Origin of the sequence: Spirillospora sp. NPDC000708 (genome assembly GCF_040299565.1) — a bacterium.
In the GTDB taxonomy this organism is placed as follows: domain Bacteria; phylum Actinomycetota; class Actinomycetes; order Streptosporangiales; family Streptosporangiaceae; genus Spirillospora.
Map to the genome: position 1 here is coordinate 1 of NZ_JBEPCJ010000144.1, position 18,419 is coordinate 18,419.

The 18,419-nt window shown below is 74.1% G+C and carries 21 protein-coding genes; 12 read left to right on the top strand and 9 right to left on the bottom strand.

The genetic code is table 11. The features are described 5' to 3' along the window. Nucleotides 1–273, top strand: a 273-nt coding sequence (locus ABT299_RS49440; protein WP_500255081.1) for an acyl-CoA dehydrogenase family protein, incomplete at its 5' end; no start/stop codon positions are given. A 153-nt stretch (nucleotides 274–426) separates the two neighbouring features. Further along, nucleotides 427–1,230 carry an SAM-dependent methyltransferase gene (locus ABT299_RS49445; RefSeq protein WP_190868001.1) on the top strand — a complete coding sequence of 268 codons (804 nt, stop codon included), beginning with the start codon at nucleotides 427–429 and terminating at the stop codon, nucleotides 1,228–1,230. Here ABT299_RS49445 and ABT299_RS49450 read toward each other — a convergent pair. Then, nucleotides 1,227–2,090, bottom strand: a complete 864-nt coding sequence (locus tag ABT299_RS49450) for a hypothetical protein (RefSeq protein ID WP_500255082.1) — start codon at nucleotides 2,088–2,090, stop codon at nucleotides 1,227–1,229. The genes ABT299_RS49445 and ABT299_RS49450 overlap by 4 nt on opposite strands. Nucleotides 2,091–2,173: 83 nt before the next feature. Next, the gene (locus tag ABT299_RS49455) at nucleotides 2,174–3,064 is read right to left on the bottom strand and encodes a helix-turn-helix domain-containing protein (protein WP_190867997.1); all 891 of its coding nucleotides are present in this window, start codon (nucleotides 3,062–3,064) and stop codon (nucleotides 2,174–2,176) included. Nucleotides 3,065–3,228: 164 nt separating this feature from the next. On the opposite strand from ABT299_RS49455, the gene ABT299_RS49460 reads away from it, so the two are divergent. Beyond that, on the top strand, nucleotides 3,229–3,630 hold the full coding sequence (locus tag ABT299_RS49460) for a nuclear transport factor 2 family protein (protein WP_190867995.1): 402 nt from the start codon (nucleotides 3,229–3,231) through the stop codon (nucleotides 3,628–3,630). Nucleotides 3,631–3,728: 98 nt separating this feature from the next. Beyond that, nucleotides 3,729–4,679 (top strand): ribose-phosphate diphosphokinase, encoded by a 951-nt coding sequence (locus ABT299_RS49465; protein WP_190867993.1) that lies wholly within the window; start codon nucleotides 3,729–3,731, stop codon nucleotides 4,677–4,679. Between the two features lie 13 nt (nucleotides 4,680–4,692). Here the strand turns inward: ABT299_RS49465 and ABT299_RS49470 are convergent, their stop codons facing one another. After that, complete coding sequence (locus ABT299_RS49470) at nucleotides 4,693–6,615, bottom strand: SNIPE associated domain-containing protein (protein ID WP_500255083.1); 1,923 nt, start codon at nucleotides 6,613–6,615, stop codon at nucleotides 4,693–4,695. A gap of 50 nt (nucleotides 6,616–6,665) precedes the next feature. Next, on the bottom strand, nucleotides 6,666–6,986 hold the full coding sequence (locus ABT299_RS49475; RefSeq protein ID WP_500255084.1) for a hypothetical protein: 321 nt from the start codon (nucleotides 6,984–6,986) through the stop codon (nucleotides 6,666–6,668). 100 nt (nucleotides 6,987–7,086) lie between these two features. Here ABT299_RS49475 and ABT299_RS49480 point away from each other — a divergent pair, with 100 nt between their 5' ends. Both ABT299_RS49480 and ABT299_RS49485 read left to right on the top strand, forming a co-directional pair. Then, complete coding sequence (locus tag ABT299_RS49480; protein ID WP_387019503.1) at nucleotides 7,087–7,767, top strand: YdcF family protein; 681 nt, start codon at nucleotides 7,087–7,089, stop codon at nucleotides 7,765–7,767. Between the two features lie 19 nt (nucleotides 7,768–7,786). Next, nucleotides 7,787–9,943 (top strand): molybdopterin-containing oxidoreductase family protein, encoded by a 2,157-nt coding sequence (locus ABT299_RS49485; protein WP_500255085.1) that lies wholly within the window; start codon nucleotides 7,787–7,789, stop codon nucleotides 9,941–9,943. A 132-nt stretch (nucleotides 9,944–10,075) separates the two neighbouring features. On the opposite strand, the gene ABT299_RS49490 is transcribed toward ABT299_RS49485, so the two are convergent. The 3 genes from ABT299_RS49490 to ABT299_RS49500 all read right to left on the bottom strand — a co-directional run bounded on the left by ABT299_RS49490 (nucleotide 10,076) and on the right by ABT299_RS49500 (nucleotide 12,032). After that, nucleotides 10,076–10,285: a DUF5999 family protein gene (locus ABT299_RS49490; protein WP_190858671.1), complete on the bottom strand. Its 210-nt coding sequence runs from the start codon at nucleotides 10,283–10,285 to the stop codon at nucleotides 10,076–10,078. A gap of 138 nt (nucleotides 10,286–10,423) precedes the next feature. Beyond that, nucleotides 10,424–10,921: a hypothetical protein gene (locus ABT299_RS49495; protein ID WP_190858673.1), complete on the bottom strand. Its 498-nt coding sequence runs from the start codon at nucleotides 10,919–10,921 to the stop codon at nucleotides 10,424–10,426. A gap of 295 nt (nucleotides 10,922–11,216) precedes the next feature. After that, nucleotides 11,217–12,032 carry an SAM-dependent methyltransferase gene (locus ABT299_RS49500; protein ID WP_190858675.1) on the bottom strand — a complete coding sequence of 272 codons (816 nt, stop codon included), beginning with the start codon at nucleotides 12,030–12,032 and terminating at the stop codon, nucleotides 11,217–11,219. 225 nt (nucleotides 12,033–12,257) lie between these two features. Here ABT299_RS49500 and ABT299_RS49505 point away from each other — a divergent pair, with 225 nt between their 5' ends. The 5 genes from ABT299_RS49505 to ABT299_RS49525 are packed head-to-tail and all read left to right on the top strand — an operon-like array spanning nucleotide 12,258 to nucleotide 15,946. Then, a complete protein-coding gene (locus ABT299_RS49505) occupies nucleotides 12,258–12,998 on the top strand; it encodes a DedA family protein (RefSeq protein WP_500255086.1) in 741 nt (246 codons plus the stop codon). Next, the gene (locus tag ABT299_RS49510; RefSeq protein ID WP_500255087.1) at nucleotides 12,982–14,178 is read left to right on the top strand and encodes a sensor histidine kinase; all 1,197 of its coding nucleotides are present in this window, start codon (nucleotides 12,982–12,984) and stop codon (nucleotides 14,176–14,178) included. Before ABT299_RS49505 ends, ABT299_RS49510 begins: the two co-directional genes overlap by 17 nt. Further along, nucleotides 14,169–14,813, top strand: coding sequence for a response regulator (locus ABT299_RS49515; RefSeq protein WP_500255088.1), 645 nt, complete (start codon nucleotides 14,169–14,171; stop codon nucleotides 14,811–14,813). The genes ABT299_RS49510 and ABT299_RS49515 overlap by 10 nt, the downstream gene beginning before the upstream one ends. Before the next feature lie 27 nt (nucleotides 14,814–14,840). After that, entirely contained in the window at nucleotides 14,841–15,359 is a 519-nt protein-coding gene (locus tag ABT299_RS49520) for a YbaK/EbsC family protein (RefSeq protein WP_387019516.1), read from the top strand. A 2-nt stretch (nucleotides 15,360–15,361) separates the two neighbouring features. Next, a complete protein-coding gene (locus tag ABT299_RS49525; protein WP_500255089.1) occupies nucleotides 15,362–15,946 on the top strand; it encodes an HDIG domain-containing metalloprotein in 585 nt (194 codons plus the stop codon). A gap of 94 nt (nucleotides 15,947–16,040) precedes the next feature. Here the strand turns inward: ABT299_RS49525 and ABT299_RS49530 are convergent, their stop codons facing one another. Together ABT299_RS49530 and ABT299_RS49535 are read right to left on the bottom strand one after the other, a co-directional pair. Then, nucleotides 16,041–17,171, bottom strand: a complete 1,131-nt coding sequence (locus tag ABT299_RS49530) for an FAD-binding protein (RefSeq protein ID WP_500255090.1) — start codon at nucleotides 17,169–17,171, stop codon at nucleotides 16,041–16,043. A gap of 47 nt (nucleotides 17,172–17,218) precedes the next feature. Further along, nucleotides 17,219–17,680 carry a MarR family winged helix-turn-helix transcriptional regulator gene (locus ABT299_RS49535; RefSeq protein WP_190858686.1) on the bottom strand — a complete coding sequence of 154 codons (462 nt, stop codon included), beginning with the start codon at nucleotides 17,678–17,680 and terminating at the stop codon, nucleotides 17,219–17,221. A gap of 124 nt (nucleotides 17,681–17,804) precedes the next feature. Between ABT299_RS49535 and ABT299_RS49540 the strand changes: the two genes are divergently transcribed. After that, nucleotides 17,805–18,275, top strand: coding sequence for a DoxX family protein (locus tag ABT299_RS49540; RefSeq protein WP_387019527.1), 471 nt, complete (start codon nucleotides 17,805–17,807; stop codon nucleotides 18,273–18,275). Nucleotides 18,276–18,419: the final 144 nt, after the last annotated feature.

Sequence of the window (18,419 nt, forward strand, 5' to 3'; positions counted from 1 at the left end):
CGGCAGCTGACCTACCACGCGGCGATCAAGTCCGAGCGGGCGATGCACGGTGAGAAGGTCGCGGACCTGACGTTCGTCTCCTCGGCGTGCAAGGCGCTGGCCTCGGATGTGGCGATGGACGTCACGACCGACGCGGTGCAGTTGTTGGGCGGGTACGGGTACACGCGGGAGTTCCCGGTGGAGCGGATGATGCGCGACGCCAAGATCACCCAGATCTACGAGGGCACCAACCAGATCCAGCGCATGGTCATCGCCCGCCAACTCCTCAAGTGAACCGCGACCCCCGTCCGCGACGGGGCCGCGACTGACGGGACCTCTCCCGGGGCCACCGCCGGGACGGCGGATGACGGCGAAAGGGCTGTCGCCGCCGGGGGAGTGCCGCCAGGATGGTGGTGCCGGCGGTCCACCCCGGACGAGGGAGCGCGCATGAGCGGAACCGGGCCCGTACCCGAGATCGACACGAGCGTCTCGCACGTGGCGCGCATCTGGAACTACTGGCTGGGCGGCAAGGACAACTACCCCGTCGACCGGGAGGTCGGCGACCGGATCCTCGGGATGCTCCCCGACGTGGCGCGCCTCGCCCGCGCCTCCCGGCTGTTCCTCAACCGGGTGGTCTGGCACCTGGCCGCCGAGGCGGGCGTCCGCCAGTTCGTCGACATCGGCACGGGCCTGCCCACGGTCGACAACACCCACGAGGTCGCGCAGCGCGCCGCGCCCGACGCGAAGATCGTCTACGTGGACAACGACCCGCTGGTCCTCGCGCACGCGCAGGCGCTCCTCACCAGCACCCCCGAGGGCGCGACCGCCTACATCGACGCCGACCTGCGCGACCCGGACCGCATCATCGCGAAGGCCGCCGAGACCGTCGACCTCGACCGTCCGGTCGCGTTCACGCTGATGGGGATCCTGGAGTTCGTCACCGACGACGAGCAGGCGTACGCGGTCGTCCGGCGGCTGCTGGACGCGGTGCCGTCCGGCAGCTACCTCGCCATGTACGACGGGACGAACGTCGTCCACGGCGAGGCGTCCGACCGGATCGTCGACGTGTGGAACGCCTCCGGCAACGCCGGCCTGGTGCTCCGCACGCCCGAGGGCATCCGCCGCTTCTTCGACGGCCTCGAACTGCTGGACCCCGGCGTCGTCCCGGTGAACGAGTGGCGGCCCGAGGTGACCGTCGGGACCGAGCCGGAGCCCGTCGACGCCTACGGCGGCGTCGGCCGCAAGCCCTAGCCCCGGCCGCCGGGGGCCTCGTCCGCGTGCCGCAGGATCTCGGTGATCGCGAACGCCGCGTCGAGCCGCCCGCCCTGCACGGCGGCCTGGTAGTAGACGAGCGCGGCCTCCCCGTCCGCCGCCGCGCCGCTCCGGCCCGCCTGGTCGCCGAGCAGGTGGGCGCGGCGGGCCGCCTCCGCGGCGTCCAGCCCGTCGGGCGAGGCGTCCAGCAGGTCCAGCGCGCCGGGATGGCCGGCCGCCGCGGCCTCGATCAGCAGCGGGACGGTCTCCCCGCCGCGGGCCGGGTCGGTGCCGAGCAGCACCGCGACCCGGTAGAGCGCGTCGGCGTCCCCGGCCGCCGCGCGGTCGAGCAGCGCCCGGCCGCGCGGGCCGTACCCGGCGACGGTCGCGCGCTGCGACTCCGTCAGCCGCACCGGCCGGACCGGCTCGCTCTCCGGCGGCGCGAGCACCCGCTCCGGCGCCGTGCCCTCCCGCGTGCCCTCCTGCTCCGCGGGCGGCCGAGGAGGCGGGACGTCCAGGTCCGGGGACCGGGCGGCGCGCAGGCGGGCCTGCCACGCGGGCAGCGACGCGGTGCCCGGATCGCCGTCGTGCACGCCGGTCTCCCAGGCGCGGCGCTGGCAGCAGAGCACGAAGCTCGCCACCCAGGCGGCGGTGGGGAGCCGCTTGCGCCGCCCGGCGAGCACGTCGAAGATCCCGGTCGTCGACAGCGACGGCAGGTCCCGCCGGCCGTAGAGCTCGCCGAGGTGCTCGGAGACCTCCGCGAGCTTGCGGTAGGGCGGCCGGTTGCAGGAGTCGTAGAGCGCGTTGAGCGCGCGGATGAAGGCGTCCGGCCCGGGGGGCCGGGAAGCGTCGTCGGTCATGTCTGGGCGCCCTTGCCGGCGGGGATCTGACCTGTCCGCCTTCATGCTGCCAGCCGGACGGCCCGGACGCGGCCGGTTCGCCATCACAGTCCGCGCAGGATCCGCCACAGGATCGTCTGCGTCGCGGTGGCGGGCGCGGCGGCCAGCACGAGCCGGTTGATCGTGTGCCAGTAGGGCACCGCGTCGGGCCCGGACGGGTACACCGCCCCGTTCAATCGTTCCACGTACACGACGTCGGGCAGTTCGGGCTGCGGCGGCCGCAGCAGCGCGAACGAGCCGCCGGCCACGGGCGGCGCCGAGGCCGCCGCCAGCGGCAGCACCTGGACGGTGACGTGGGGCAGGTCGCAGACGTCCAGCAGGTGCTCGAACTGCGCGAAGGCGACCGCCCGCCCGCCGGGCCCGCGCCGCAGCGCGGCCTCCTCGATCACCGCCCACAGCCGCACGGGCGCCGGCCTGTGCAGGATGCGGCGCCGGACGGCCCGCAGCTCGGCGAGCCGTTCCGCCTCCCCTGCGGTGCGGTGCTGACCGTACAGCGCGCGCGTGTACGCCTCCGTCTGCAGCAGGTCCGGGACGACCTGCGCCTCGTACGCGCGGATGAGGCCGGCCGACTGCTCCAGCTCCAGGTACGGCTGGTACCAGCGCGGGACCACGTCCCGGAACGCGTCCCACCAGCGGGCCGCGTTCGCCTGCCGCGCCAGGCCGAGCAGCGTGGCGAGCACGGCCCGGTCGGTGGCGCCGTACGCGGCGCACAGGTCGGCGACCTCGCGCAGCCGCAGCTCCGCCCGGCCCAGCTCCAGCCGGCGGATCCAGTCCCGCGACCGGCGGAGCACGGCCTCGGCGTCCTCCAGGCTGTGGCCGCCGGCCTCGCGCAGCCGCCGCAGCTGGGCGCCGAGGACCATCCTCGCCACCGTGGGGCCGGTCTCCCACTCCTCGTGGAAGCCGTCCCCGGCCTGTTCGGCCGCAACTGTGCCCATGCCTGCCTCTGCGCGGACGGCCGCGGGGGCGTTCCCCGCTGCACGCTAACCCAGCGCGGCACGGCGTGTCCCGCGGTTCGGCCTGGCGTTGCCGCGCCGGACCCCGCTCGCTACGCTGGCACATAAACGGGGAGTTCCCCGTTTATGTGCCGAAAGGATGCCCCATGCCCCTCACCATCGAGGACCGGCTGGCGATCACCGACGTGATCTCGCTGCACGGCCACTACGCCGACGCCGGCGAGCTCGACCGCATGACGGAGCTGTTCACCGAGGACGTCGTCTACGACGTGACCGCCGCCGGCGGCGGCCTGATCCAGGGCCGCGCCGCGCTGAAGCAGGCGGGGCTGGACCTCGGCGACCGCAACCCGCTGGCCCACCACGTCACCAACGTCGTCGTGACCGGCGTGGACGGGGACCGCGCGCACGCCGTCTCGAAGGCCATCGCCGTGCTGCCGGAGCGCGGCTGCGTCAGCGCCACCTACGACGACACGCTGGTGCGCGACGGCGACGGGTGGCTGATCTGCCACCGCACGGTCCGCCCGCGCCGCACGCCCCTGACGCCCTGACCGCGCCCGCCGCGGCGGGGGCGGGGCGCCCGTGGCCGGCGGACCGGGCCGAATAGCATGTGCGAGGCCGCTGGAGTCGACCACGTGAGGAGCGGTTCGTGCGAGACATCGCCGTGTTCAGCGGGAGCGCCCACCCCGAGCTCGCCGCCGAGGTCTGCGCCCATCTGGGCGTCCCGCTGAGCCCGGCCCGGGTGTCCCGGTTCGCCAACGACTGCCTCGAGGTCCAGCTCCAGGCCAACTGCCGCGAGCGGGACGTCTTCCTCATCCAGCCGCTCGTCGCTCCCGTCCAGGAGCACCTCGTCGAGCTGCTCCTCATGTGCGACGCGGCGCGCGGCGCGTCCGCGAGCCGCATCACCGTCGTGATGCCGCACTACTCCTACGCCCGGTCCGACAAGAAGGACGCGCCGCGCATCTCGATCGGCGGCCGGCTCGTCGCCGACCTGCTCGTCGCGTCCGGCGCGAGCCGCGTGCTGGCCATGACGCTGCACTCGCCGCAGGTGCACGGCTTCTTCTCCGTCCCGGTGGACCACCTGCACGCGCTCCGCGAGCTCGCCGAGCACTTCCGGCGCTACGACCTGTCGCGCACCACCGTCGTCTCGCCCGACCTCGGCAACGCCAAGGAGGCCGCCGCCTTCGCCCGCCTGCTCGGCGTGCAGGTGGCGGCCGGCGCCAAGCAGCGCTTCTCCGACGACCGGGTGCAGATCAGCTCGGTCATCGGCGAGATCGCGGGCCGGGACGTGATCGTGCTGGACGACGAGATCGCCAAGGGCAGCACCGTGCTGGAACTGCTGGACCGGCTCCGCGAGCTCGGCCCCCGCACCATCCGCATCGCCTGCACCCACGGCCTGTTCTCGGCGGGTGCGCTGAAGCGGCTGTCCGCCGAGCCGGACGTGCTGGAGATCGTCTGCACCAACACCGTGCCCGTCCCGGAGGGCGAGCGCGGCGACAAGCTGCGGGTCCTGTCCATCGCCCCGGCCCTGGCCGAGGCGGTCCGCCGCATCCACAACGGCGAGTCGGTCAGCGCCCTCTTCGAGAACCCCCACCCCTGACCGGCCCCGCCGCTCACCCCTTCCGCCCGGCGCGGTACTCGAGCGCCTCGGGGACCTCGTTGTACTCGAGCAGGTGGTTGCCCGCGATGCGTTCGAGCACCTCGCGGACCTCGGCGGGCGTCGCGTAGAAGAACTCCCGGCGAAGGTTGACCTGGTTGACGCGGCGCTCGGCGAACTCCTGATGCAGCCTGCCCTCCAACCCGACGGCATCGGCACTGAAAATGAGCGCGTGCACGTCGAACCGGAACGGCACCGACGCGTCGCCCAGCTCGCGCACCCGGTCCATCGGCTCCAGCCGCCGCGTCATCCCGATCTTCACCATCCGCTCGCCGAACGCGCCGATGTTGGAGATCACGTACACGTAGCCGGCGCGGACGTTGGCGGCGCGGCCCTCCACGTCCGAGATCGCCGACTCCACGTCGGTGAGCTTGGCCCGCAGCTCGGCGGCGCCGCCCGCGTCGCCGTTCGCCTCCAGGCGGGCGAGCGCCGACTCCACGTGCGAACGCTCCTTGAGCAGTCGCGCCTTCTCCCGCTCGAACTCCTTGCGGGCCTTGTCCTCCTCACGCTGGCGCTCGCGCTCGGCCCGGACCCGCTCCTTCTCCTCCTCCGCCTTGGCCAGATGGTCCGCGGTCAGCTCCAGTTCCTTGACGCGGATCGCCCGGTACTCCCGGCTGACGCGGATGTCCATGGTCTTGCCGAGCCGCTCGATCGTCTGCGCGCTCTTGTCCAGCCGCTCGGTCGCCGACTGCAGCTTGTAGGGGCGCATCGTCCGGACGAGGTTGTCGGCCTCGGCGTTGTAGGCGCGCAGCATGAGCTTGGAGAAGTCGCGCACCATCTTGCCGCCCTGCGCGGCCGACCCGTTCACCGTCCAGTTCGTCGCGCCGACGACCGCCTTCCCCGCCCTGGCCATCGCCTTGATGCGGTCCTTCACCTTGGCCAGCTCCGCCTTGTAGGCGACGACGTCCGCGAGCGGATGCTGGTACTCGTAGACGCCCGCCTCCTGGAGCAGCGCCAGGTCCTCGGTCTCCACGATCGTGCCGCGGAGCCGCCGCAGGTCGGCGCGGAGCCCGTCGCGCTTGCGCTTCTCCTCGGCGGCCTCACCGCGCAGCCGCTCGATCTCCGCCGCCACCTGAGGCGCGTCCAGGCCGCCGAGCCGCTCCAGCCATGCGCGTAGGTCGGCGTTCTCGGCTTCCAGTTCCTCGATCCGCTGCTTGCGGGCGCCGAACGCCGGGATGCTCCGGCCCCCGGCGGGCGGCACGCGCGGTGCTGGCGCGGGCGGGATCGGCGCGGGTGCGGGCGGGATCGGCGGGGGCTGGACGGGCGGCGGCGGTGCGGCGGGCGTCCAGAACTGCCAGCCGGGCGGCGCGGGCGGCCAGCTCGCGTCCGGCATCCATCCGAGTGGCGGCGTCCAGCCTGGAGGCGGCGCGGGCCAGGTCGGCGGCGGGTTGTACAGCCACCCCGTCGGCTGCGCGGGCACCACGGGACCGCCGGGCCACTGCGGTCCGGCCGCAGGCGGCGCGGCCGCCGGGCGCGGCGGGGCGGGCGGTGTGACGAGGTTCTGGACGATCCGTACGAGCCGTGGCGCGTCCTGGTCGTGCACGTCGCCGAAGTCCGTCTCGGCGCCCGCCTTGTCGGTGACGACGAAGAACCATCGCCGCTGGTAGGACTTCCGCGTCTCGACGGTGCCGACCGTCGCGAGGGAGATCTCCTGGCGCGGGCCCTCCTTGGCGAGTTCGGCGGCGCGGAACCCGAGGATCCGCCGGTCGGTGACGGCGATGTGCGTCAGCGTCGGGAGGGCCTTGACGGTGGTCGCGAGCGCCAGGAGCGTCTCACCGTCCCGCAGGAACAACCGCAGCACGCGGAGGGCACGCTCGGCCTCGCCGGGGTCCACCTCGATACCGATGTAGTCGGGGCGCGGCATGTCCTGCACCGTCATCGCTTCCTCGCAGTGTCGCGTCAGGGCGGTGCGAGGGAGCCGGGGCGGGGTCAGAGGAGCATGTCGCTGCCGCCGGACTCCTCTTCGCCGTCGGTCGTGTGCTCGGGTTCGAGGTACTCGTCCTCGGGCCAGAGCTCGTTGGCGAGGAAGGCGAGGTACTCCTCGTCGTCCGGGTCGAGCTCGGCGGTCATGGACTCGGGGTGGACGCCGCCAGGGTCGGGGGAGGGGGCAGCGGCGGGGTCGGGAGCGGGGTCGGCGGCGGGCGCGGACTCGACGGCGGGCGGCCCGTCCTGGGCGGGGGGCGCCGCGGGACGGAGCAGGCATAGGCCGAACAGGGCGGCCACTGACACCAGGACCAGGACTGTGATCACGACACCACCCCGTCCTTTCGCGGTCGAGTTCCACATGATTCTTGCGTAAGTAGCAAAACAGTTGAACGCTACCTGGACGACCTATCGGATGGGAGCCGACATGCGGGCCGCCGGAGACAATGGCGCTGTGGAGTCTCATGCGGCGGTCGACGAGCGGGCCCGCGAACTGGCCCGCGTCGTCTGGGATCACCTGGTGCTCACCGGCCCCCTCTCCAAGGCTGACGCGATCCTCGCGCTGGGGTGCCACGACACGCGGGTGGCGGCGCACGCGGCGAGGCTTTGGCATGCGGGATGGGCTCCGGTGGTGGTCGTCACCGGCGGCCGGGGCAAGATCACTTCGGCGTGGGCGGAGACGGAAGCCCAGGTTTTCGCGCGTGTGGCGCGCGAGCAGGGGGTTCCGGACGGCGCTCTGCTGCTGGAGGAGACCGCCACCAACACGGGGGAGAACATCACCGCGACCAGACGGTTGCTTGACGGACGCCTCGATCTGCGGAGCGGGATTTTGGTCGCCAAGCCGTACATGACCCGGCGGGCACTGGCCACGGCGCGCAAACAGTGGCCCGAAGCGGACTGGATCGCGGCCTGCCCGGACCTCGGGTACGACGCGTACGGGACCGGGGACGACGAGCGGCGGTTCGTTGAACTGATGGTCGGCGACCTGCAGCGCATGGAGGTGTACGCCGAGCGGGGGTTCCAGGTGCCGATGCCGGTTCCGGCGGCGGTGTGGGCGGCGTACGAGGAACTCGTGGCGCTCGGATTCGACCGGCACGTGATCAGGTGACGGTGGCACAATCGGACGCATGGCGTCAGTGACCACTTACTGCCGGATCTGCGAGCCGCTGTGCGGGCTGGAGGCCACCGTCGAGGACGGGAAGGTCGTCCGGATCCGCCCCGACAAGGAGCACCCGCTGTCGAAGGGCTTCGCCTGCCCCAAGGGCATCGCGATGACCGAGGTCCAGAACGACCCGGACCGGGTCGTGCATCCGCTGCGGCGCCGCCCGGACGGCGAGTTCGAGCGGGTGAGCTGGGACGAGGCGCTCGGCGGCATCGCCGAGCGGCTGAACGCCCTGCGCCGCGAGCACGGCGGGTCGTCGATCGGCTGGTACTTCGGCAACCCGGCGACGTTCTCCTACAGCCATCCGCTGTGGCTGAACGGGTTCATGGCGGCGCTGAAGTCGCCGCACCTGTACTCGGCGGGATCGCAGGACGTGAACAACCGGTTCGCGGCGAGCGCGCTGCTGTACGGGGCGCCCGTGCTGGTCCCGATCCCCGACCTCAAGCGCACCGGCCTGCTGCTGATGCTCGGCGCGAACCCGCTGGTGTCGCACGGCAGCCTGATCACCGCGCCGCGCATCCGCGAGGACCTGTCGGCGATCGTGGCGCGCGGCGGGCGGGTCGTGGTCGCCGACCCGCGCCGGACCGAGACGGCCCGCGCCTACGAGCACCTGCCCGTCCGCCCCGACGGGGACGCCTGGCTGCTGCTGTCGATGCTCCACGTGATCTTCGAGGAGGGGCTCCAGGACCGCGCCGCCTGCGCGGGCCAGGCGTCCGGCGCCGAGGAGCTGCGGGCGCTCGCGGCCGGCTTCGCGCCCGAGGAGACGGAGGACCGCAGCGGCGTCCCGGCGGCGACCGTCCGGGAGCTGGCGCGCGATCTGGCGCGGGCCGAGCGGGCCGTCGTGTACGGCCGGACGGGCACCTGCCTCGGCCGGCACGGGACGCTGACGGCGTTCCTCATCGACGCCGTGACGCTGGTGACCGGCAACCTGGACCGTCCGGGAGGCGCCGTCTTCGGCGCCGCGCCGCTCTGGCTGGACGAGATCCTGCGGCTGTCCGGCCTCGCGAGCTACGGCCGGACGCGCTCGCGTGTCGGCGGATACCCGGACATCCTCGGCACCTTCCCGGCCGGGGTGATGGCCGAGGAGATCACCACGCCCGGTCCGGGACGGCTCCGCGCGCTGATCGTCTCCGGCGGCAACCCGGCGCTGAGCGTCCCGGGCGGCGAGGCGCTCGGCGCGGCGCTCGACGAGCTCGACCTGCTGGTCACCATCGACCTCTACGTCACCGACACCGGCCGCAAGGCCGACTACGTGCTGCCGGCGACCACGTTCCTGGAGCGCGAGGACCTGCCGCTGCCGTTCCTGCAGAACCACCTCACCCCGTACGTGACGTGGACGGAGCCGGTCGTCGCGCCGCGCGGGGAGGCCCGCCAGGAGTGGGAGATCATCGACGCGCTGGCCCGCCGGATGGGGATCGGCGTCGGCGCCTTCCCGCTGCAGCGGCTCGCGCACCGGCTGGGCGTCCGGCCGTCGCCGCGGTTCCTGGCGGACGCGCTGCTGCGCACGGGCCCGGCGGGGGACTGGTACGGCCTGCGACGGGTCCTCGGCAGGCGCGACGGGCTCAGCCTGCGCCGGCTGCGGAGGTCGCCGCACGGCGTCGTGCTCGCCGAGCACCAGCGGACGGGGACGCTGCGCCGCCGCATCCTGCACAAGGACAAGCGGGTGCACCTCGCCCCGCCGGAGATCGCCGCCGAGGTGCGGCGGCTGGCCGGGGCGCCGGAGCCGCCGGATGGCTTCCCGCTGCGGCTGATCGGCCTGCGCGAGATGCGCTCGCACAACTCCTGGATGCACAACGCGCCCGCGCTGATGCGCGGCGGGCGCGTCCAGGCGGCGCGGATCAACCCGAAGGACGCGGCCGCGCACGGGATCGAGGACGGCGCGCCGTGCCGGATCGCGTCACCGCACGGGGCGATCGAGCTGACCGCGATGGTCACCGACGAGATGACCGAGGGCACCGTCGCGGTCCCGCACGGGTGGGGGCACCGGGGCGGCTGGCGGACGGCGAACGCGGCGGGCGGCGCGAACGTCAACGCGCTCGCGTCGCCGGATCCGGCGGACCTGGAGCCGCTGGCCGGGATGGCGTGGCTCAACGCCGTCCCGATCACGATCGGGCCGGCCTGACCGGCGCGGCGGCGGGGACGACCGGCCGGCCGGCGCGGTCGCGCGCCGGAGCCGGGCGCCGAGCGGCGCGGCGGCGGCCTCGCGGGGGGTGCGGGGAGGAGGCGCGGGGACCCCGCGGGCCGCGCGGCGCCGCTAGGCGGCGGTTGTGGGACGGTGCGGGGCGATCACACGGCCGTCGGGCAGCAGTTCGCCGGTGTCCTCGAAGACGACGATGCCGTTGCAGAGCAGGCTCCAGCCCTGCTCCGGGTGGGCGGCGACGGTTCTCGCGGCCTCGCGGTCCAGCGCGTCGGGCCTCGGGCACGGCGGCTGGTGCGGGCAGGACGGTGCGCGTTGATCGGTCACGGGTTCCTCCACGGGCGTCCCTGTGATTAAGGACATAGTGGAAGCCTGCCGCCGTTCGTCCGAAATATGCAAGTCAATGGGGGATTCTTTACTGTTCGTCGCGTGTGCCGCCGGACAAGGTGGGGCACATCGGGGCGTTCAGCGCAGAAGCCCCTCGTCCGGTTCGCCGCCGTGGTCGACGTCGAGCCCGACGACCGACAGGCATCCGGTGCAGATCCACTCGGCGATGACGGCCTCGGAGTTCAGGCCGTGCGCGCGGTACGGGCGGTCGACCCAGCGGCGCCGCATCCCGAGCCCGCACGAGGAGTGCAGCAGGCGCCCGCAGGTCGGGCACGGCCAGACGTCCTCGCAGCGCTGGTCGCACTGCGGGCACAGCGGCGACTCGTAGTGCTCGGCCGGGTCGGGGAGGCCCAGCTCGTCCCGCCACTCGTGTTCGAGGTCGAGGTACTCGTCGCCGGGCCAGTGGTGGTCGGCCAGCCAGGCCAGGTACTCCTCCTCTCCGGGTGCGAGCACGGCCGTCAGCGACTCGGGGTGCTCGTCGCGCGGGCGGTCTCGGCGCCCGGCGCGCCGCGCGGTGGCCAGCAGGGTCAGCAGGCCGAGGAGCGCGGCCGCTGCCAGGCCAGTCGCCAGGGGCATCGCGGCGTCCTTACATGATCTTGTGGCGGGAAAGTCCGATCATGAATTCACTTCACAAAACCCTGCGAACGGTACAAGAAAGGCTCTTAACGGAAAAGTCGATCAGAAAAGAATCTTCGCCTGGATCATGATCGGGTGGGGGGCCGAAACCCCGGCCGGGCACCGTCCGGAACCCGTGCGGCCTGGGGAATCGGGGCATCCGAGCGTCGCGGAGCCCGCGGCGACGGCGCCGCCGGTTTCACTCTCCGCTGAATCCGGCCTCCCTTCGCCGCCGATCACCGGGCCCGGCGGATGATCAGTCCTTGCGTCCCATCACCGCCACCATCTGGCTGTGCAGCGGGTGCTCCAGTGGGCCCTTCGGCCCGTTCGGGCGCCACTCCGTCACGTTCGCGACGCCCGGCTCCAGGATCGTCAGCCCGTCCATGAACCCCTCGATCTGGGCCGCGGGCCGGAAGTACGACCCGCCGAGGCCCGACTGCAGGATCCGCTTGGCCTCCTCGACGCGCGGGTCGTCCCCGGCGTCGTGCAGGTGCGTCAGCACGACGTGGCTGCCCTTCGGCAGGAACGGGTGCAGCGCCCCGACGACGGCGGCCGGGTCCCGCTCGTCCGGCACGTGGTGGATGATCGCGGCGAGGATCAGCGCCACCGGCCGGTCGAGGTCGATCAGCCCGGTCAGTGCCGGGTCGCCGAAGATCTTCTCCGGCTCGTACAGGTCGCCCTGGATGAACGTGGCGACGCCCCGCTCGCTCAGCAGCGCCCGGCCGTGCGCCAGCACGATCGGGTCGTTGTCCACGTACACCACGCGCGCGTCCGGGTTCGCCGACCGGGCGAACTGGTGCACGTTGGACGAGGTCGGGAGCCCCGACCCGATGTCCACGAACTGGTCGATCCCGGCCTCGCCCGCCAGGTACTCCACCGCCCGCCCGATCGCGACCCGGTTCCCCTGCGCGACGACCGGCGCCTCCGGCACGAGCTGCATCACCATGTCGGCCACCTCGCGGTCGGCGGCGAAGTTGTCCTTGCCGCCGAGGAAGTAGTCGTACACCCGTGCGAACGTCGGCGTGGAGGTGTCGATGCCGGGAGGCGCGCTCTCCGGGAGTTCGTCGGCCACGCGTGCGGCTCCTTCTGTCGGACCCCGGAGCGGACGCGTGCGGGGCGTAACGAGATGGCCCAAGGGTAGGCCGATCCGCCGTCTCCGGACGGGTTTTCGCGGCTTTGCCGGGCAAGTTCCGGCACCGGGTGCGGTTTTCCGCAGGGCGCGGCTGCGGTGCGCGCCCGGACGGGTCGGCGGTGCGCTCCATGGCGGCGGGAACGCCCGGTTCCTAGCGTCGAGGACATGATCGAGACGACGTACGCGCTGGCGTCCGCGGTGGCCGGCGGCGAGCCGTCCGGCGGGATCACCGGCTGGGCGACGCACCTGATGGAACGGCTCGGCGCGCCAGGTGCCGGGGTGGCGATCGCGCTGGAGAACCTCTTCCCGCCGCTGCCGAGCGAGGTGATCCTGCCGCTCGCCGGCTTCACCGCGGCGCAGGGCCGGATGAGCCTGGTCGCGGCGCTGGTCTGGACGACGCTGGGCTCGGTGGCCGGCGCGCTGGCCCTCTACGGCGTCGGCGCGCTGATCGGCCGCGACCGGATCCGCGCGCTGGTCGCGCGGCTCCCGCTGGTGAAGCTCGCCGACCTGGACCGCACCGAGGCGTGGTTCGCCCGGCACGGCGGCAAGGCGGTGTTCTTCGGCCGGATGATCCCGATCTTCCGCAGCCTGATCTCCGTCCCGGCCGGGCTGGAGCGGATGCGGATGGCGGCCTTCCTGGTCTGCACGACGCTCGGCAGCCTGCTGTGGAACACGGTGTTCGTGCTGGCCGGGTACTGGCTCGGCGACAACTGGACGGCCGTCCAGGACCTCGTCGGCGTGTACTCCAAGGGGGTGGTCGCGGTGGTGGCCGTCGCGGTCGCGGCCTTCCTGGCGGTGCGTATCGTGAAGGCCCGCGGTGGACGGCACCGCGGCGCGCCCGCCCGCGAGGCCACGCCCGCCCGAATGCACCACCAGCGAGAACTCGAACGTGACCGCAGCCTCTGACCCGCCGCCCGCACGCCGCCCCGGCCCGCGCGCGATGGCCGGCGCGGCGGCGCGGGCCGGGGCCGGCCTGCTGCTCGGCGCGGCCACCGCCGCCGTGGAGACGGTCCTGCTCGCGGCCGCGGCGCTGCTCATGGCGTACGCGCTGGCGTTCTCGCGCGGGCAGCGGGCCGTGCCGGGCGTCGTCGCGGACGGCGCGCGCCGCCTCACCGAGCTGGAGCGCCGCCGGCTGGCGCTCCTCGGCGAGACCGGCGCCGCCGAGTACGGGCCGCTGCGCGCCCTCGCCTACCTCGTCCTGCGGGTGCCGGTCGGGCTGCTCGGCGGGGCCATCCTCGTCCTGATCGGCTACGGCGCCGCCCTGGGCGCCGAACTGGCGGCGAGCTGGTGGATCACCGGGGACTACCTCGACGGCATCCCGCCGTCCTGGTGGATCGTCCTGTACACCGGCGCCGTCGGGCTGGTCCTGCTGTTCCTGGCCGTCCAGGGGCTGGTCGGGGTCGCGGCGCTGGAGCGGGCGGTCGCGCGCCGCTGCCTCGGCCCGAGCCCCCTCGCCGAGTACGAGCGCCGGATCGCGCAGCTCTCCGTCACCCGCGCGGAGGTCGTCGACGCCGTGGACGACGAGCGCCGGCGCATCGAGCGCGACCTGCACGACGGCGTCCAGCAGCGGCTCGTCGCGCTCGGCATGCTGATCGGCCGCGCCCGCCGCGCCGGCGCCCACGAGCGGGCGGCCGAGCTGCTGAAACAGGCGCACGAGGAGTCGCAGCGGGCGCTGGAGGACCTCCGCGAGGTCACCTGGCGGGTCTACCCGGCGGCGCTCGACGGCGAGGGGCTGCGGGCCGCGCTGGAATCGGTCGCCGAGCGGTCCGCAGTCCCGGTGACGATCGGCTACGACGTGCCGGGCCGCCCGCCGCACGCGGTCGAGACCGCCGCGTACTTCGTGGTCTGCGAGGCCGTCACGAACGCCGCCAAGCACTCGGGCGCCGGACGGGTACGCGTGGAGGTCGCGGGATCCGGGACAATGATCGGCGTGCGCATCGAGGACGACGGGACCGGCGGGGCGGACCCGTCCGGCGGCGGGCTCGCCGGGCTGGCCCGCCGGGTCGCCGCGCTGGACGGGACGTTCGCCGTGCACAGCCCGCCCGGCGGCCCCACCGTGATCACCGCGGAGCTGCCGTGCGGGTGATGCTGGCCGAGGACTCCACGCTGCTGCGCGAGGGCCTGGTGCGGCTGCTCGCCGAGGAGGGCCACGAGGTCGCGGCGGCCGTCGGCGACGGCGACGCGCTGATCGCGGCGGTCGCCGGCAGCCCGCCGGACGTGGTCGTCGTGGACGTCCGGATGCCGCCGACGCACACCGACGAGGGCCTGCGGGCCGCGCTGGAGATCCGCCGCCGCTGGCCCGCCGTCGGCGTGCTCGACCTGTCGCAGTACGTCGAGAAGCGCTACGCCACCGAGCTGATCACCGCGGACACCACCGGCGTCGGGTACCTGCTGAAGGACCGGGTGGCGCAGGTGGAGGAGTTCCTCGACGCGCTGGACCGCGTCGGCGCCGGCGGGGCCGCGTTCGATCCGGAGGTGGTGCGGCGGCTGCTGGCGCACAGCACGCACGCCGACCCGCTGTCGCGGCTGACCCCGCGCGAGCGCGACGTCCTCGACCACATGGCCCAGGGCCACACGAACGCCTCGATCGCCGCGCACCTGCACGTCTCGCAGAGCGCGGTGGAGAAGCACGTCAACGCGATCTTCGACAAGCTGGACCTGTCGCACGCCGCCGGCTACAGCCGCCGCGTGTTGGCGGTACTGCGCTACCTCGGCTCCTGAGAGCCGGTGACACGGGAGGAGACGACCATGGTCGGCACGCTCGACTGGGAACCGGCCGCGGGGCGGACGGACCTGCTGGCGGACCCGGTGGCGGCCGCGATCGGCGGCGTCCCGGACGCCGAGGCCGCCGCGATCGATCCGGAGCTGGCGGACACGGCGGCGTTCTGCGAGCGCTACGACGTGCCCTTGGAGGCCAGCGCCAACTGCGTCGTGGTCGCGGCCAAGCGCGGCGGCGAGGTGACGTACGCGGCGTGCATGGTGCTCGCCACCGACCGCGCCGACGTGAACGGCGTCGTCCGCAAGCACCTCGGCGCCCGCAAGGTCTCGTTCGCGCCGATGGACCAGGCCACCTCGCTCACGGGCATGGAGTACGGCGGCATCACGCCGGTCGGCCTGCCCGCGGGCTGGCCGGTCCTGGTGGACGAGGCGGTCGCCGCCGCGCCCCGGGTCGTCATCGGCAGCGGGCTCCGCAAGTCCAAGATCCTGCTGCCCGGCAAGGCCCTCGCCGGGCTGCCCGGCGCCGAGGTCATCGCCCTCGCCCAGTAGCCGTGCCGTCCGACGCCCTGCGGCGCGCCCTCACCGACCCCGGCCCGCGCCCCCTGCCCGCCGAGGCCGCGCGGCTGCTGGAGGACCTGGACGCGCCGCCCCGCCTGGCGGCGCATCTGCGCGCCGTCCACGACGTCGCCGCCGAGCTCCTCGCCTGGACGGCCGGCCGGTATCCGGCGCTCGCCGTGGACGCGGAGGCCGTCCTGTTCGGCGCCGCGACCCACGACATCGGCAAGGCCCTGCATCCGGAGGAGCTGTCGGGGCCCGGGTCGCGGCATGAGGAGGCGGGGCACGCGCTGCTCCGCGAACGCGGTGTCGAGGAGCGGCTGGCGCGCTTCGCCCGGACCCACGCGTCCTGGGACGCCCCCGGCATCGGCGCCGACGACCTGCTCGTCAGCCTCGCCGACAAGGTCTGGAAGGCCAAACGGGTTCCCGGCCTGGAGGAACGCGTCGTGGACGTGCTGGCCGCCGCGTCCGGCGCCGAGAGGTGGGAGGTCTTCATGGGGCTCGACGACGTCTGCGACCGGCTCGCCGCGGGCGCGGACGGCCGCCTGGCCTTCCAGGCGGCCTATCCGGTCGTCGCCTGAATTTCGGGCGCGGCTGTGCGGCGGGGCCCCCGCGGCCCGCCGCGCCGCGTCGTGTCGACCGACATCGGGGGTGGACCTGGCGTCCGCCCGGAACTCATCGCCCGGGCCGGAATCGATCCGGAACGGCGCCGATCCGGTAGCCGGTGCCGCCGGCCGCGCGGGCCCGGTCGAGCAGCGCCCGGTTGGCGGCGAGCATCTCCGGGACGGGCGCGCAGCCGGGGGAGGCGGTCTTCAGGACGCTGAACAGCACCGGCTCCGGCGGCGCGGCGAGCATCGGCACGTGCCCGACGCGCAGCGCCTTGATCAGGACGACGCCGCTGAGCCCGAGATCGTGCGGCGCCATCTCCTTGAGCGTGGCCTCGATGACGTCGGCGGCGCGGTCCCGGGGCAGGAACACCATGACCCACGGGTGCGGCCGCGCCCACTCGCCGAGCGCGACCAGCTCCTCGACGTCGGGGCGCATGCGGTCCGCGAACGCGAGGAAGGGCAGCTCCTCGGTCTCGGTCGTCCCCGGCGGGACCGGCCCGTCCCCGTAGAGGGTGGCCTTGACCTCGTACCGCCACCCGTCCGGAGACGGTTTGGCCTGCCCCGCGATGTCGTCGGCCGCGACCTCGCCCTGGACGCGCAGCAGCCCGGCCGCGTCCCGGCAGGGGATCGTGCAGGTCAGCACCCGTTCCGGTGCCGGGACGAGGCGCAGCGCCGCGCTCGTGATCACGCCGTGCCGGCCGAGCCCGCCACGGACCCGGTCGAACAGGTCCGGACGGACGCGCGGTGAGCACGCGACCGGTGAGCACGGGACGGTGCCCCCGCCGCCGGTCACGACGTCGAGGCCGAGGACGTGGTCGGCCTGCGTCCCGTACCGGTGCGAGGCGCCGCCGACGCCGCCCGCCGAGAGCGTCCCGCCGACGGTCACGTCGAGGAAGTCGGTCAGGACGGGCGGCGCGAGCCCGTGCGGCAGCGTCGCCGCCAGCACCTCGCGCCACGTCGTCCCGGCGCCGGCGACCGCGCGCCCGGCGGCGACGTCCCCGACGCCGGCGAGGCCGCGCATGTCGAGGCAGAGGCCGCCGGTCAGCGACTGGCCGAACGTCGAGTGCCCGCACCCGCGGGGGACCGCCTCCAGCCGCCGCGCCCGCGCCTCGCGCAGCGCCTCGACGACCTCGTCCGCGCCGGCCGGCCGCACCACGCGGGCCGGCGCCCGCTCCACGATCCCGCCGAAGTCCCGCATGGGACCGAGCGTCCCAGCACGGCCCCGGCCTGGGAACCCCCGGCCGCTCAGCGGGCGCGGAGGCGGTCGCCGACGCGGGTGAGGGCGTCCCCGAGCAGTTCGATCTCCTCGGCGGTGAGGACGTCGATGAGGGCCTCCCGGACCACCCTGCGGTGGCCGGGGCGGACGCGGTCGAGGGCCGCGGCGCCGTCCGCGGTGAGCTCCGCCCACACCGAGCGCCGGTCGGACTCGCAGCCGGTGCGTTTCACCAGGCCCGCCTCCTCGAGGCGGCCGATCTGGTAGGTGAGCCGGCTCTTGGAGATCATCACCTCGCGCGCGAGGTCGGACATGCGCAGCCGGCCGCCGTCCGCCGCGCGCAGCCGCACCAGCACCTCGAACTCGGCGTGCGACAGCCCGCCGTCCCGCTTGAGCTGGCGTTCGACCTCGTGGTCGAGCAGGTGGCCGGCGGCCAGGAAGGCCGTCCAGGCGCGCAGCTCGGCCGGTTCGAGAGCGTCCCCCGCGTCCGTCATGTCGTGATTCTAGTTGACCTGTATTCGGATTGAAGTTTCTAGATGGTCTGAATTTGAACGACCTCTGCTACGGTCACGGTAGTTCAACTTTGAATCACCCGCCGAGAGACATCGGAGGACCGGCATGCTCCCCGCCCGACGCCATCCCCTGCTGCCCGACGCCGGACTGCTGATCGGCCGGCTGGCCCTGGGTGCGATCTTCATCGCGCACGGCTGGCAGAAGCTGCACGACACCGGCCACGCCGCCGTCGCCGCCGAGTTCGACGGGCTCGGCATCCCGATGCCCGGCCTGTCGGCCTACTACGGCACCTGGGTCGAGCTGGCCGGGGGCGTCGCGATGGTCCTCGGCGTGCTGCTCCCCGTCGCCGGCGTGCTGATCGCCGTGGACATGGCCGGCGCGTTCTGGTTCGTGCACATGGACCACGGCCTGTTCGCGGAGAAGGGCGGCTACGAGTACGTCCTCATGCTCGGCGCCGCCGCGCTGCTGTTCGCCCTCGCGGGCGGCGGGCGCTTCTCGCTTGACGCCGTCCTGTGGGGACGGCTGACACGGCGCGGCGGCAGCGAAGTCCCCGGACGGGAGCCCGCGCGCGTCTGATCCATCGCGTCCCGGCCCCGGCGCGCGGATTACCCCGCGCGGGGGCCGCCGCGGTGGCAAGGTGTGCCCCATGGCGCGTGGGGTGGGGGTGCGGGCCCATAAGCCGGTGTTGGGGGGGCGGGGGGGGGCCCCCCCGGGGGGGGG

Coding starts and splice junctions, on each gene's coding strand:
- ABT299_RS49445 (WP_190868001.1), top strand. CDS start 427: ATGAGCGGAACCGGGCCCGTACCCGAGATCGACACGAGCGTCTCGCAC.
- ABT299_RS49450 (WP_500255082.1), bottom strand. CDS start 2,090: ATGACCGACGACGCTTCCCGGCCCCCCGGGCCGGACGCCTTCATCCGC.
- ABT299_RS49455 (WP_190867997.1), bottom strand. CDS start 3,064: ATGGGCACAGTTGCGGCCGAACAGGCCGGGGACGGCTTCCACGAGGAG.
- ABT299_RS49460 (WP_190867995.1), top strand. CDS start 3,229: ATGCCCCTCACCATCGAGGACCGGCTGGCGATCACCGACGTGATCTCG.
- ABT299_RS49470 (WP_500255083.1), bottom strand. CDS start 6,615: ATGACGGTGCAGGACATGCCGCGCCCCGACTACATCGGTATCGAGGTG.
- ABT299_RS49480 (WP_387019503.1), top strand. CDS start 7,087: ATGCGGGCCGCCGGAGACAATGGCGCTGTGGAGTCTCATGCGGCGGTC.
- ABT299_RS49485 (WP_500255085.1), top strand. CDS start 7,787: ATGGCGTCAGTGACCACTTACTGCCGGATCTGCGAGCCGCTGTGCGGG.
- ABT299_RS49495 (WP_190858673.1), bottom strand. CDS start 10,921: ATGCCCCTGGCGACTGGCCTGGCAGCGGCCGCGCTCCTCGGCCTGCTG.
- ABT299_RS49505 (WP_500255086.1), top strand. CDS start 12,258: ATGATCGAGACGACGTACGCGCTGGCGTCCGCGGTGGCCGGCGGCGAG.
- ABT299_RS49520 (WP_387019516.1), top strand. CDS start 14,841: ATGGTCGGCACGCTCGACTGGGAACCGGCCGCGGGGCGGACGGACCTG.
- ABT299_RS49530 (WP_500255090.1), bottom strand. CDS start 17,171: ATGCGGGACTTCGGCGGGATCGTGGAGCGGGCGCCGGCCCGCGTGGTG.
- ABT299_RS49535 (WP_190858686.1), bottom strand. CDS start 17,680: ATGACGGACGCGGGGGACGCTCTCGAACCGGCCGAGCTGCGCGCCTGG.
- ABT299_RS49540 (WP_387019527.1), top strand. CDS start 17,805: ATGCTCCCCGCCCGACGCCATCCCCTGCTGCCCGACGCCGGACTGCTG.